Origin of the sequence: Nevskia soli, assembly GCF_903970205.1 — a bacterium.
GTDB lineage: Bacteria > Acidobacteriota > Terriglobia > Bryobacterales > Bryobacteraceae > Bog-113.
In genome coordinates, this window is the sequence record NZ_CAJCHS010000199.1 from 1 (window position 1) to 13146 (window position 13146).

The window sequence follows — 13146 nt, forward strand, 5'->3', positions numbered from 1 at the left end:
TCTAACCGTGGTGACCCGCGATCGATCCTTCCTGATCTCCGATGTCTCGGGCGCTTTGGCGGGATTCGGCATGAACATCCTGCGAGCCGAAGCGTTCGTCAACGATCGCCACGTTGCGATCGATACCTTCGTGTTCTCCGATCCGATGCGTACTCTGGCCTTGAACCCGAGCGAGGTCGAGCGATTTTGCCAGGTCGTTGACGATGTTGTCGCGCAACGCAGGAGTAGCGCGGAACTCCTGCGGGCGCGTCCGCGCGCGCTCCGGCGAGGGCGGATTGCGACCCGCGTATCCGTAGACACCGCCGCTTCAAAGCACGCCACTCTATTCGAAATCTCCGCCGAAGACAGGCCGGGTATCTTATACGAGTTAGCGCGCTGTTTGTCGGAATCCGGCTGTAATATAGAAACGGTTTTGGTAGATACCGAAGGGCAGAAAGCAATCGACGTCTTCTATGTTACGCGGGACGGCGGCCCGCTGGAAGATCGGGAAGCCGCCCACGTCCGTAAGGCACTCGAAGAGATTGCCGTATAAAGCGGCTACTGCGGCGATTCAAGCCAGCGAAGCGGAGTTACCGGCACGCCGTCACTCCACACACCCATATCGACCTGCTTGGCGCTGCCGTGACCGAGCCCGTAACCGCAGTAAGTTTTCCGAAAGACGCAGTCAAATAGACCGACACTCAACTTCCAGGCGACGTTGTAGTCCCGATCGTCCACTTTCGCATCGTCGTCAAAGCCATTGGTCATCGGGAAGAAATGATTTCCGAGTTGGGCGGGAGTACCGTGACTGTCGCTGATGACCTCGAGGTAATCGCGTTGCGCAACCGGGATCGCCGTCTCCAGAGATTGATAGATCCGGATCCCGACGCCGATATCGTTGTTCGTGGTGTCCTCATCGCCTGTTACCATTACCACCGAAGTGCCCGGATCGAGATTGGAAAAGTCCGTGCTCAACGGGTCGCCGGAAATCCCCAGCGCGAAGATTGTCAGAGCCCGCAACGATGGTACGCCTGCCGGCTTTGAGGTGGAAATCAGCTGCGAAACGGCCAGGCACTCATAGGCGCCGAAGGAGTGACCGGCGCATGCGGTTTGCATTCCGGTCGAATCGGCCGAAGGTGGAATCAATCCATCCGTTCTGGCAGTAAGCTTTTGAAGCGCCGAGGTCCAATCCGTCAGAATCACGTCTGGAAACTGATCGTAGCCGGTGTCGCCGTCATAGACCGGAAATACGACAGTGAATCCGTTATTGCAGAGCTGGTAAATCCAAATAATGTAATTGGAGGGGCTATCGCCTTGGGAGTACGAGCCTTCGAGCGCCGCCAAATGACCGTGTAAGAAGAGAACGACAGGAAGCGCTCCCATCTTAGGAGGAACCGTGGGTTGATAAATCGCGTAATTGTACGCCGGTAAGCCGGAGTCGTTAGCGTGATACGGCCCGTAAAGCTTGGTGGACCCATAAGAATACGTGGAACCGCCGGGTCCGGATGTGGGCTGCGGGGGGGCTGTGGGAACTTGTGCGCTTGCGACCAACGAAAACATAACCATCGTAGCAATTTCTATTACCGCTTTCAACTGTTTTCGAGCCATCTGAAGTAGTATACGGGCCTCGATCGCACGCGTCAATCGATGGTATGACTTAGATCTCTAAGAAGTACCAGAAGGAGTTCTATTTCGTCAATTGATTGAATGGAACCGTGACCGTTCCGATATTGCCCGAAGCCGCGTCGCGCACGGCGACCCGCAGCTCGCTAGCGCGCGCGTTTTGTTCTATCGGTTGATGAAATAGAAATCCATCCTTGGAAATCTTGTCGTAATTTTCTTGCTTTACGTTGAGTTGGATAGTATTGTCCAAGCCGTTGAACTGGCGCCCTTGCGTGTCTTTCTGAACGAACAGGATGTCGAGTTTCCCCGCCCACCGGTCGCCGCTTTGCTCCAGGCTGACGCCGCTTCGCTCGATCTTCACCCACACATCCCATGAGTTAGCGCCCTGGCCCGGCCGCATTTGCGCAACCAAGGGAATGGCGGTCGCATCCAGGGGACTCCACACCGCATCGCGCAGCTCGGCCTTGCGCGCGGCGTCGTCCTGAGGAGATTGCGGCAGGTCGAAATAGCCTTTCCGGTATCTTACGTTCAAACCCGCGCCGGCTACCTTCAGGCTGATCTTATGGAACTTACTATCGAAGTTCTCTTTTTCCGGATAGAAGCCAATGGTATAAGTCACCTGCGCGTCGGAAACGGCGTCTCGAATGGCGTGCTTGAAGTCGTTGGTGTTGTAGTAAGCGCGGCCGCCGGTGCGGTCCGCGAGTTCAATCATGGTGTCCTGATTCTTGCTGCCAACGGGTGGACGAGGCCAGGCGCCGGGACGGGTCTGCCGGATCACTTCCGCGCCTGACTTTTCGGCACTGTAACGCGGATCGACCATCAGACCGCGCGCGTCCACCGGATACACGGCAACATTCGCGTCGTTCAAAGCACGCACGGTGCGGCTGATCTCATCGGTAAACGTACGCTGCGTACGAGACGGATCGTTCTGAACGTGCGGGTTATCGAATCCGATCAGCGAGGGGAAACCGCCGGATACCCAGATCAGGTTCTTGCGTCCCGGGATGGCCGATAAGTGGTCGGCAATGAACTCCAGGGCGCGCAGCGTTCCGATCACGCGGTTCACCGTATAGAAGTCGCGCTCACCGCCGGCGAGGCCGCGGCCGCCCAGCCAGTTGTCCATCTCGAGAAGCTCATTGTTGCCGCTATCGGAGCCGGTGGATAAGACCCGCTCGATCGGCAACTGCGGATTGTAGGCGGCAAGTTGACGGAGCAGATCGCGGGAGTCGTTCGTGTAGTCGTGTAACACGCGCAGACTTCCGCCCAGGGTATAGATGCCGATATGATCGTCGGGCTCGATCGTCTGCAGAAACTTGATCACCTGCTGCTTGGCGTACGCCTGATCGGTGAGCCGTGTATTCAGCGCATCGAGCAGAATTACGGTAACCGCGCTGGGAGTTCCGGACTGCTGTTCCAGGTGGTTGGTGAAGGTATTCGGCGGAAGCGGAGATGTAGAGGCCGGAAGAATGGCGTTGGTCTCCATTTGGAAGAAACTGATCTTCTGCGGTTTGCCGTCGTCGAAGACCTGAAAATCGGCGGCCTTCAAGTCGGTCACGGGCTGCCCGCCGCGGTGGATAATCGCATTGACCTGAACCAGACGCGTGGTCGATTTCAGGACGAGCGGCTCCTGCTGACTCTGTAATGCCGGGGTGACGCAGAGTATCCAAACGAACGGTAAGAAATACTTCACATAGCGAGGAATGTTGCGGGGCATCGAAAGGTTGCCCTCCTGCATATAGTGTCTCGCGTGAGATACTCGAAAATTCCTCACTCTATGAGAACCCTCGCTCTTCTGATCGCCGCGGCCGGGACCGTTTTCGCCGCGACGCCTGCAGCTCCGGCTGCCGATACCGTTCGTCTTTTTCACGTAAAATGCGGGGGCTGCCACGGGATCGATGGCGGCGGGGGAATCGGGCCCAGCTTGAAAGGCAAGCTCTCGCATCCGGCATCCGCTCAGTTATTCGAGGTGATCAAGAACGGCATCCCGGGGACACAGATGCCGCCCTCGGGGCTTCCCGATGAGCAAGTGAAAAAGCTCGCGGCGTTCGTGCAGTACGTCAGCAAGAAGCACTAAGCGACGGCAAGCACCGCCTGCGAATGCGAATCGCTCGCGTGATAGGAACTGCGCACCAGCGGTCCGGCTTCGACATGCGCGAACCCCATCGCGATGCCGATCGCGCGCAACTCAGCGAACTCGGCCGGGGGGACGTAGCGCACGATAGGCAGGTGCTTCGGCGACGGACGCAGGTATTGTCCGAGGGTCAGAATGTCGACGCGGCTGCGGTGCAGATCGCGCATCACCCCGACCACTTCGTCTTGCGTCTCCCCCAAACCGAGCATGAGACCGGACTTGACCGGTGTTTCCGGCGATAGCGATTTGGCATAAGCCAGCATGTCGAGCGAACGCTCGTAACGCGCTCCGAGCCGGACCTGGCGGTAGAGTCGCGGGACGGTCTCCGTATTGTGATTCAGCACGTCGGGGCGCGCTTGCATCACGATCTCCATGGCTTCTCGCCGCCCCTGAAAGTCCGGCACGAGAACCTCAACCTTGCAGCCGGGCACCGTGTCGCGAATGGCTTCGATGCAGAGGCGGAACAGCTCGGCGCCGCCGTCCTTGCGATCATCGCGGTTAACGCTCGTGATCACGGCATAGCGGAGTTTCATGGCGCGAACAGCTTCGGCGACGCGGCGCGGCTCATCGTAATCGACCGGGAGCGGCGCGCCTTTTTGCACGGCGCAAAACCCGCAGCGGCGCGTGCAGACGTTGCCGAGGATCATGAATGTCGCCGTGCCGCGGTTCCAGCATTCGCCGATGTTGGGGCACGCCGCGCTCTCGCAAACGGTGTGCAGGTTGAGTCCAGTGACCAGCGCTTTCAGATCGCGATACCCGCTGCCCACAGGCGCCGGGGCGCGCAGCCATTGCGGACGAGCGGGTTTGGTATCGAGAGTAATCAGCACTACTTACAGTCTAGCGGCTGCGATCCGAGTCTCCAGCACGTAGTCCTCGATGCGATCGCCGACCAGCCATCGGAGATCGTGACCGGCGGAGAGTTCGAGCGCCTTCCGCGGAATCAGACCGATCAATTCGCTACCGGCAATTTCGATCCCGCGCGCTTCGGCTTCGGTGCGGATGCGGTCGAAGACAAGATGCAGCGGCGTGGTTTCGAAGTCGACGAGGTTGATCGAGACCTGCACCTGACCGCGTGATCGCAGCTCCAGGCCGATCGACTTCACCGCGGGCAAACCGCCGGACGATTGACGGACCGCGCGCGCGATCGCCCGGGCCGCTTCGGGATCCTGCGAGTGCAGGTTAACGTTCCATGCCACCAGGAACCGTCGCGCGCCCACGATGCTGACGCCCGCAGCCGGATGGCGTCCCTTGCCGATATCGGGATCACCGGTAAAGCGCGGTGAACGGAGAACCTCCAGGCGCGCGCGTTCGGGAGTGCGCGCGGCGGCTTCGTAGAGGTAGACCGGGACGCCGAGTTCCTTGAAGATCCGCATTCCCAGCTGGTTCGCGATCTCGGCACAGAGTTCAAGCGAAGCTTCCCGGACCGGCACGAATGGAACGACATCGGCGGCCCCGACGCGCGGGTGAACGCCCTCATGGATCGGGATGTCGATCCGTTCGACCGCTTGCGCGACGGCACGGAACGCCGCTTCGGCTACCGCTTCGGGGGAGCCCGCGATGGTAAGCACGGTCCGGTTGTGGTCGCGATCCGAAGTTTGATCGAGCAATGCCGCGCCATCCACCGAATCGGCCGCCGATGCAAGCTTCTCGATCGTGTCCTGGTTGCGGCCTTCGGAGAAGTTCGGCACGCATTCGATGATCGTCATGCCTCAGCTGCGTCGTACACGGTTTCCCCGCGCCTTATCGCTTTCTCTACGATGTTGACACCGGCATGATAAGCCACTTCGCGGTAGTCCGATACCTTCAAAATTACGATGTTTGCCTGCTTGCCTGGTTCGAGGGACCCTTCAGCGCGCGATATACCCAGCGCATGCGCGGTGTTGATGGTTGCGGCGGCGATCGCTTCTTCCGGCCGAAAACCATACAGGCGGCAGGCGAGTAACAGGATCAACTGCATGTTGTAACCGGGGCTAAGTTCGGCATGGTAATTCGATGCAAGAGCGGGAATTACTCCAGCATCGATCAGCGCGCGCTTCGACCCCGCATGGCTGAGGCCGGTTTGTAAGTCGACGCCGGGCGTTAGCACCGCGATGCAGGATGAGTTCGCCAGCAGGCGGATTTCGTCGGACGTCGTCCAGCGAAGGTGACCTACAGAGATCGCTTCGGCACGCAGCGCCAGCGCTACCGCGGAAGAGAGCGCGAAGAAGTCCGCATGAACCTTTAGCTTCAGGCCGAGTTCGAGAGCGGCATTGAGGATATGCAGCGCGATCGGAAGCGGAATCACCTTTGGATCGTAGGCGAGATCGATAAAGGTCGAGAGTCTGCGGCGGCGAACGCGGGGCAGGAGTTCCTTGCACGTCCAAGCAGCCCACTGAATCACGTCTTGGCCGCGCCGCGGACACAACAGCAGCGTGGAAATTGCGTTGACAGGATAGTCTTCGTGCTCCCTTTGCACACGCAGTACCTTCATAACATCCGTCTCATCCAGGTAATATCCGGAGCGGGACTCGACCGTCGCGGTCCCATGATGCATCATGCCGCGGGCTATGGACAGCGCGCGCCGGCGAAGGGTCTGCGAGGATAATCGGGACAGGGCGCGCGCACCTTCGTCAAGAACGTCCCGGAAAACTTCGGGGTCCGGATCGTCATAGTGTTCCAGCAGACGCTCGAAGTTCCGCGGCGGTGGATGCGCATGAACCAGCGACGTCTGTAAGTCGACAAAGGCCGGCATGACCACACGGCCGGTGGCATCGATGACTTTGGCGTGCCGGGCGGCCCCGACGTTCTCAAGCCGCCTGCTCTGCCCGATGGAGTCGATCACGCCGTCGCGGATGAGAACCGCGCCATCCTGGATGATACTTAGGTCTAAGAGTGCGGCGCCGCGGCGGGGGCCTGCAGGTCCGCGCAGCGTGACTAACTGGCGGGCCCCACGGATCAGGACTGTAGACAACTACTGAACGTTAGTCTAACATTGGACCCGCCGCTATTGATTACGAACGTCTTTCTTCAGGAGGCGCATCTGTTGCTTGATCTCTTCCGTAGCGTCGGTAATCTGCGTGGTGTCGTAGATGACGTGGGGAGTCAAGAAAACGATCAACTCAGTCCGGCTCGTGTTGTAGCTTTTGCTGCCGAAGACTCCTCCTATATAAGGAAGCCGGTCAAGGAAAGGGATTCCGCTAACGACCGAGGTCTTGGTATCCTGGATGATCCCGCCGATCGCGACCGTGTCACCATCCTGAACCGTAATTTGCGTACTGACGTTGCGTTCGCTAAAGGAGGGCGAGTCAATGCCGCTGCTGGTGTTCGGCTGCGCCGCGCTGATATCCTGATCGATCACCATGGTGACGACTCCACTGGCATTTACGCGAGCGATGATGTTCAAATTGACGCCGGTGCCGACGTTTTGAATCGCCGATGTCGTCGCGCCACCTAAGCCGGTAGCCACTGAAACCGCGGACGTGGTCGGCACTTCCGAGCCGACTGTGATCGAAGCGGGAATACTGTCGGTGGCGATGATCTGCGGCGCCGAAATACTCTTAGCCAGGGTCCGCGACTCCAGCGCGGTCACGGTGGCCAGTAGCTCGCGCGACTGGCCGACTAAGGTACCCGCGGTAAGTGTCGCCCCGACGGTCCCGTTGACTGAGCCCAGCAGCGAACGGCTGGTGCTCGGGTTGTTGGCTTGCAGGGTAGCTTCCACACCGTACTGGAGGGCTCCGGTAAGATCGACCTCATAGATCTTAGCGTCGATCAACACCTGACGGGGCGAAACATCGATTTCATTGAGCAGGTTAAGAATCGAACTCCACTGTTCCGCCGTGCTCTGGACTAACAACGTGTTGTCGAACGGATTAGGAACAATACGCGGTCCTTTGGGGTTGTTATTCGTGGAGGGCGCCAGGTACTGTCCGGTTTGGTCTGTGGTACTGCTTACGGCCGAACCGAAAGGCGTGTTCGTGGTCGCGGCCGTACCCGTGCTCGCACCGCCCGCGCTTTGCCCTGAGAACGTCGACGTGCCGAGATTCGAACCGCCGCCGAATTGCCCGCCAGACGCATTCCCGCTGTTTAAGCCGTTAGCGCCGAAGCCGTTGCCTCCCAAGCCGTTATTACTCCCGAAACTACTGCCTCCGACTCCGTTGTTACTCCCCAACCCGGTGTTACTCCCGGACCCAAAACCGGAGCCGCCGAAGCCGCTGTTCCCGCCATTCCCGCCAACCCCACGGCTGTATCCGCCATAGCCGGTCAAGCCGTAGCCGCTAACACCGCCCGCCAGGTTAACTCCGTAGAGTTGCGCGACTACCGCGCCCACGATTTCCGCTCTACCGTACTTCAGCTTATACACATGATTGTCGGTCGACCCGGCGTTTACACGCGCCGGCACATCCAGCTTCTCGACCCACGTCTTCACATCGTGAAACGCCGTCGGGTTGTTCGCGATGGCGATGATCGTCGAGATACGATCAATGGCGATAAACCGGACCGCCGAGGCTTTATCCGAAATCGCGTATCCCTTGAAAATGGTTTCGAGTTCTTTGGATACATCGCTTGGACGCGAGTTACTGAGCGAGAACGTCTGGACGCGCTGATTGGCCATCGTTTCCGCGTCGAAAGTACCGATCAACTCGAGAGTACGGCGCATGTTACGCGCGTTGTCCATCAGGATCAGCAGGTTCGCCGGTTCATAAGCGACCATCTTCGATCCTTCCCCGGTGAAGCTGTCGAGTAACTTGGCCATCTCGGCCGCGGTTACATACTTCAAGAAGACAAGGCTCAGAACGGGTTGCTCATTGTCCGGTATGTTAGCGGCATCGGAGGTCGGGGAAACCGGAAGATGAGAAGCATCCGCCGACTTGATGATTCGATAGATATTGCCGACCTGCACCATGGTATAGCCGTTCATGCGCAGAATAGTTTCGAGCAAGTTGCGCACGTCGAGAGCTTTCATCTCGCCGTAAGTATTGATGGTGACTTTGCCGGTAACCGCTGGATCGAGGATGTAGTTGATGTGCAGATCGCGGGCCAGGATGTCGATGACTTCAGTTAGTGAGGCGTTGGTCAGATTCAGGTTCAGACCGCCGCCGGCCGTGGGAGTCGCCCTAGCGGGCTGCGTGGCAGGCGCAGTTACTGCCGGCGCAGCTACGGCCGGCACGGTGGACGGGCTTTGGCCGGGGGTGGAAGCGTGCGGAGCCGCGGGGACGCCGGGCAAGACGGGCGGCGGCGTCGCCGGCTTGGGCATGGGCGGGAACTGCGCGAAAAGCGATGGAGAGACCAGAGCCCAGGCGAGCGCGACACTCAGGAGCACACGCACGGCTATTGATTCCTTTTCGCCTGCTCGCGGTCCCAGATCTTCTGTTCGTCGGGCGTCAGATCGGACTTATTCTTCGACCAGCGGGTAACTCCGAACGGGGTGGGCCGGGCGAATTGAATGGTGTCGCCATTTGCCACGGCGGTGACTTTCTCATCGCGATCCTGAGCGGGTTTGGCGGAACCCGAGGGCGCGGTCGCGGAAGCAGCCTGCGCCATGGCCGCGTTGGCTTTGACCGCTGCCTCTGTGGCGCGGCTAACGCCGAACGGGGTGTTGCGGTAAATCCAGGCGGTTCCTTTCTCGTCCACATAGCGGTAGTTCCCGTCGGGCTGCTTGACTGCGCTCGCGGGAATAGCAAGAGGAGCAACCGGCGTCGGCTTCTTGACTCCTTTCGGAGTACTCGTCTGTGCCGCCGCCGACAGTATGAACACGAACGATAATACTGAGTAAACTAACTTATTCATAAGTGAAAGAATCCTTTTCGTACTTCGCGTTCGTACTTCGCGTTCCTACTTCGCCGGTTCCCAGTGGCAGGAGTTCCCAAAGGGTGTTGCGGTCAGAACCTTACGGTAACCGTCAGCCACCGTACCGGCCGGAGACGTATCTCCCGCGGTACACATCTTGAAACCGTCGGATGTGCCGCCGACATCGCCACCGGGTTTGCCGCTTCCCGAGGGAGAGGGTAGCGTTGCGGCCGGGGGCGGCGCGGCGGACGCCAACTGCTGAGGCGCGCCGGCCGCGGGAGCTTTTTCCAGCCCCTGGTAGATCATCTCTGAGACGCTTCGGGTGACCGTTTTGTCTTCCCACTTGAGCGAAATTTCATCCTGCGTGAGGCCGGCCAGTTCGAATTCACCGATCTTTTCGCCGACTTTGATCGGTTTCCCCGGGGACTTCGCGTCCGGGCTCATCAGCGCGACCATCCCGCTCGGCAATCCCAGAACGCCGTGCAACAGAGGCAGCGGCGGCATCGGCTTCGGCGGCGGAGGCGGAGGCATATCGATAATCACCGTCGGATTGCGCTCCTTCGAGAAGAGCATCCGGCTCGCGATATCGCTATAAGTCCCGGCCGTGACCGGGGATGGCGGCGCGGGAATTGGCGCCGGCGTCACTGTGGGCGGCACGACCCGAGCGGTGCGGATGGCTTGTTCCCGCGCCTGCTGGGTCATCCATTCCGCGCGGACTCTCCACGCAATCGCGGCTACCAGCGCGATCAGAAGCAGATTGACCCAAACGAGCTTTGTGTTCACAGCGCCAGCCCTGTCTTGTGCTCCGGCACGAGCTTCCGCGAAACAACGCCGGCCACGGTGATACGCACGTTGATGGTCTTGCTCTTCTGATTGCCGGCGGCGATGTGCATCTCGGCCGGAGCGATCAACTCCGGTTCTTTCGATAGATCGGCCAGGAAGTTCACAAACGACTCAATGGTTGTTTCGAAGTTGACCGTAACGGCCACCTGTCCGTAATTCGCGCCGAATTGGGCGGGGGCGCTCAGGTCGCCGCCCAGCGCCTGAATTTTCTCGGAGGTCGCGAGACGGCGGATCACTTCGAGAAGGTGCGCCTGAGCCTGCGCGGCGGTGTCGAAATGCAACATGCCCGTTTCCCGATTCTGTAGCTGATTATCGACGGACCGGAGCACGGCGGCGCGCGCGGGCACGGTTGCAGCCGTCTGGCGCAGACGGGCGAGACGGGCTTGGAGGACATCCTGCGATTCCGCCGTAGACACAACGGAGGGCGGAGCCGATTCAACCGCGCGGAAGATCAGGATAACCATCAAACCAACCGCCAGGAATGCAAGCGCACGAATATTGCCGGTGCTCACTTGTGCCTCCGCATAGTCTTAATTCGAAACACCTCATTCTTAGAGACGCTGCGCGTCACCGAACTGGTGAACTGCGAATCCTGAAAGTACGGCGAGCTATCGAGAATCTTGAGCAGCGATGCGGCCTGCTCGGCTTCACCCGCAAGGATCACGTAATCCGGATAAATCTCGACGGAGCTCGTCCACGCGGGTGGCTGGACGATGCGCGTCAGTTCGTTGAGGATCTCGAAATCCGCCTGGGAACGGCCGCGGAACTGATCGAGCAGTTGGATCTGATCGCGTTCCTGGGCGATGCGCTTATCGAGCGCGGCGGCACGGAACGCTCCGGGCTCGGCGGCCTTGATCTGTTCGTGGAGCGTCTCGAGCGTGCGGCGATCGCGGTAAGGACCGATCGCGAAGGCGCCAAGAATGGCGAGGATTAGCAGTAGAACGAGAACCGCGGTCGGGATCAGCCAGAGGAGGCTTTGTCCGGCGCGGCGTTCGGGCGGGAGAAAGTTCGCAGGGCGCGCCAGCAACGGCGCCCCGGCAACAAGAGCGGCAGCGAAAAGCAAGGGCCGGTCGACGGCGGCGCGGCTCGCTTCTCGGATGGGAAGCAGATCTGAGGCTCGAACGGGCTCGGTTTCCTGAGGCAGGCGGAGCTGAGCAATGGCGGCCGCAGCGGCGCGTTCCGGAGCACCGGTGAATTCGCTCGAAAAGACAGTACCGGCCGCATTCTCGCCATAAATCTCGCTCGAGTTCCCTACTAAATCGTCCGCGCCGCGCGCGATGGCGAGCACCGGAATCGCGGGCTCGCCGTAGATGCGCAGCGCCGAGTGAAGAATGGTCGCGGAAAACGAAAACGAAGCCACGGGAATGCCGGCTTCGGCAAATAGCGCTTCGTAGCGGCTCAACGTCGCGAGGCGAGTGAGGCCGACCAGCGCGCCGCCGCGAACGGGCGCCCAGCACCACGCCACATCGTCATCCGCAAACGGGTGCAGCGCTCGCAGCCGCAGCGCGAGCGCCCCTTCGAGCTCACGCGGCGACACACCGGGGAGCGACACCTGGCGCATGATGACATCGGCGCGCGGCAGAACGACCGTGACACCGGCGGAATGGATGCCGCGAACCGCGTCCTGATACTGCGCCGACCACTCCGCGGCTGGCCGCTCGTGGATGTGTTCGATGGTCGCGGCGCGCAGCAACTCCGCGCCGTTCGGGCGCAAGCGGACGGCTGCGATCTCCAGCGACGTGCGCGAAATCTCGACCGCCACGCCGGTTCCGAACGCAAGCCAGGGACGCCATCCCGAACGCGTGGCGATGTTTGGAGTCTTGCTCAGGGTCTTGCCCGGCCGCACTGCCGGTTCAGCCGCGGTCATACCACCTGAGAATCGTGTAACTGGGCCGGGCGTTCACGCCGTAAATCTTCACGAGCGCAGCGACCGTGCGCCGCAGATCGGATAAGGAGCCATCCGGACGCCGCAGACGAGCGGTGGCGCGAAGGGTGTAAATGGTGTGCCTGGCGACCTGCAGTTTTCCGGCAAGGTCCGGATCATCGCCCGTGACTGCCGGCAAATCGGCCTGCAGAATGGGGCCGGCGGAGCGGCGATTCATCAGGTTCTGAATCGCATCGCCGGATACTCCGGCCGCGGCCAGAACGGCCGGTTCCACCCATGCGGCGTCGAAGGCGACGGCGCTTCCATAGACCGAAACACAATCGCGCAAGCCGGTGCGAGGCGCCAGATGCGAGCGATCCGCGTCACCCACGCGGACCCACGATCCATAGAACAAATCGGGGGTCACTCCGGCCACTGAAAGAAGTTCCTCAATATCCAGGAATGACGCGTGCGGCGCCTGAAAAGACGGGATTTGCGCGAGATAGTACTGATCGAAGTCGGACGGCTGGTTGTTGATCGCGGGTTTACGCCAGTCATCGATTGCCGAGGCGATCTGGAACGCCTGATCGGGGCCGACCCCGAGCGCGCCGAGCAGGTTCATCAGACTCTGGGGCGGGGCGGTATTGATGTTCAACTTCCCGGTTTCGGGGATGACGTCGACCATAGTGAAGCCCGAGGGAAAATCGAGCGCCATTTGCGGCTGGCCGGGGATAAAAAACGGGTTATCGGATGCGCTGTTGGTGCTCCATTGCAGGTGAAGAATGGCGCGGTTGATCGCCGCGGTCGCGAGGTAATAAGCACGCACATCTTCTTCGGAGTTACCGACGCGCTCGGTTTCACTGCGCACCCCGGCGGCGACGCTGAACGCGATGGCGCTGAGGGCCGCGGATAGCCACAGAACGGCGAGAAGCGCGCTGCC

General features: G+C 60.5%; 13 protein-coding genes. 2 read left to right on the top strand and 11 right to left on the bottom strand.

Features of this window, described 5'->3' with window-relative positions:
* A partial coding sequence (locus H1Y01_RS09005; protein WP_180540108.1) for an ACT domain-containing protein occupies positions 1 to 532 on the top strand: 532 nt, incomplete at its 5' end.
* Between the two features lie 5 nt (positions 533 to 537).
* Here H1Y01_RS09005 and H1Y01_RS09010 read toward each other — a convergent pair.
* The gene (locus H1Y01_RS09010; RefSeq protein WP_180540109.1) at positions 538 to 1539 is read right to left on the bottom strand and encodes a hypothetical protein; all 1002 of its coding nucleotides are present in this window, start codon (positions 1537 to 1539) and stop codon (positions 538 to 540) included.
* Between the two features lie 127 nt (positions 1540 to 1666).
* The gene (locus tag H1Y01_RS09015) at positions 1667 to 3316 is read right to left on the bottom strand and encodes a VWA domain-containing protein (protein WP_180540110.1); all 1650 of its coding nucleotides are present in this window, start codon (positions 3314 to 3316) and stop codon (positions 1667 to 1669) included.
* A 60-nt stretch (positions 3317 to 3376) separates the two neighbouring features.
* On the opposite strand from H1Y01_RS09015, the gene H1Y01_RS09020 reads away from it, so the two are divergent.
* Positions 3377 to 3676, top strand: a complete 300-nt coding sequence (locus H1Y01_RS09020) for a c-type cytochrome (protein WP_180540111.1) — start codon at positions 3377 to 3379, stop codon at positions 3674 to 3676.
* Here H1Y01_RS09020 and lipA read toward each other — a convergent pair.
* The 9 genes from lipA to H1Y01_RS09065 form a co-directional block, all read right to left on the bottom strand.
* Positions 3673 to 4560, bottom strand: coding sequence for a lipoyl synthase (gene lipA, locus H1Y01_RS19715; RefSeq protein WP_180540112.1), 888 nt, complete (start codon positions 4558 to 4560; stop codon positions 3673 to 3675). The genes H1Y01_RS09020 and lipA overlap by 4 nt on opposite strands.
* 3 nt (positions 4561 to 4563) lie before the next feature.
* Positions 4564 to 5439: a glutamate formimidoyltransferase gene (ftcD, locus tag H1Y01_RS19720; protein WP_180540113.1), complete on the bottom strand. Its 876-nt coding sequence runs from the start codon at positions 5437 to 5439 to the stop codon at positions 4564 to 4566.
* Positions 5436 to 6683: an amidohydrolase family protein gene (locus H1Y01_RS09035; protein ID WP_180540114.1), complete on the bottom strand. Its 1248-nt coding sequence runs from the start codon at positions 6681 to 6683 to the stop codon at positions 5436 to 5438. Before H1Y01_RS09035 ends, ftcD begins: the two co-directional genes overlap by 4 nt.
* Before the next feature lie 33 nt (positions 6684 to 6716).
* A complete protein-coding gene (gene gspD / locus H1Y01_RS09040; RefSeq protein ID WP_180540115.1) occupies positions 6717 to 9038 on the bottom strand; it encodes a type II secretion system secretin GspD in 2322 nt (773 codons plus the stop codon).
* Between the two features lie 2 nt (positions 9039 to 9040).
* The gene (locus tag H1Y01_RS09045; RefSeq protein ID WP_180540116.1) at positions 9041 to 9499 is read right to left on the bottom strand and encodes a hypothetical protein; all 459 of its coding nucleotides are present in this window, start codon (positions 9497 to 9499) and stop codon (positions 9041 to 9043) included.
* A gap of 45 nt (positions 9500 to 9544) precedes the next feature.
* Positions 9545 to 10282, bottom strand: coding sequence for a hypothetical protein (locus H1Y01_RS09050; protein ID WP_180540117.1), 738 nt, complete (start codon positions 10280 to 10282; stop codon positions 9545 to 9547).
* Complete coding sequence (locus tag H1Y01_RS09055; RefSeq protein ID WP_180540118.1) at positions 10279 to 10854, bottom strand: GspMb/PilO family protein; 576 nt, start codon at positions 10852 to 10854, stop codon at positions 10279 to 10281. The genes H1Y01_RS09050 and H1Y01_RS09055 overlap by 4 nt, the downstream gene beginning before the upstream one ends.
* On the bottom strand, positions 10851 to 12209 hold the full coding sequence (locus tag H1Y01_RS09060; RefSeq protein WP_180540119.1) for a PilN domain-containing protein: 1359 nt from the start codon (positions 12207 to 12209) through the stop codon (positions 10851 to 10853). The genes H1Y01_RS09055 and H1Y01_RS09060 overlap by 4 nt, the downstream gene beginning before the upstream one ends.
* Positions 12196 to 13146, bottom strand: a 951-nt coding sequence (locus H1Y01_RS09065; RefSeq protein WP_180540120.1) for a general secretion pathway protein GspK, incomplete at its 5' end; no start/stop codon positions are given. The genes H1Y01_RS09060 and H1Y01_RS09065, both read right to left, overlap by 14 nt.

Bases quoted from the DNA above. Each gene is read 5' to 3' on its own strand.
- H1Y01_RS09010 (WP_180540109.1), bottom strand. From the start codon at position 1,539: ATGTTTTCGTTGGTCGCAAGCGCACAAGTTCCCACAGCCCCCCCGCAG.
- H1Y01_RS09015 (WP_180540110.1), bottom strand. From the start codon at position 3,316: ATGCCCCGCAACATTCCTCGCTATGTGAAGTATTTCTTACCGTTCGTT.
- H1Y01_RS09020 (WP_180540111.1), top strand. From the start codon at position 3,377: ATGAGAACCCTCGCTCTTCTGATCGCCGCGGCCGGGACCGTTTTCGCC.
- ftcD (WP_180540113.1), bottom strand. From the start codon at position 5,439: ATGACGATCATCGAATGCGTGCCGAACTTCTCCGAAGGCCGCAACCAG.
- H1Y01_RS09045 (WP_180540116.1), bottom strand. From the start codon at position 9,499: ATGAATAAGTTAGTTTACTCAGTATTATCGTTCGTGTTCATACTGTCG.
- H1Y01_RS09060 (WP_180540119.1), bottom strand. From the start codon at position 12,209: ATGACCGCGGCTGAACCGGCAGTGCGGCCGGGCAAGACCCTGAGCAAG.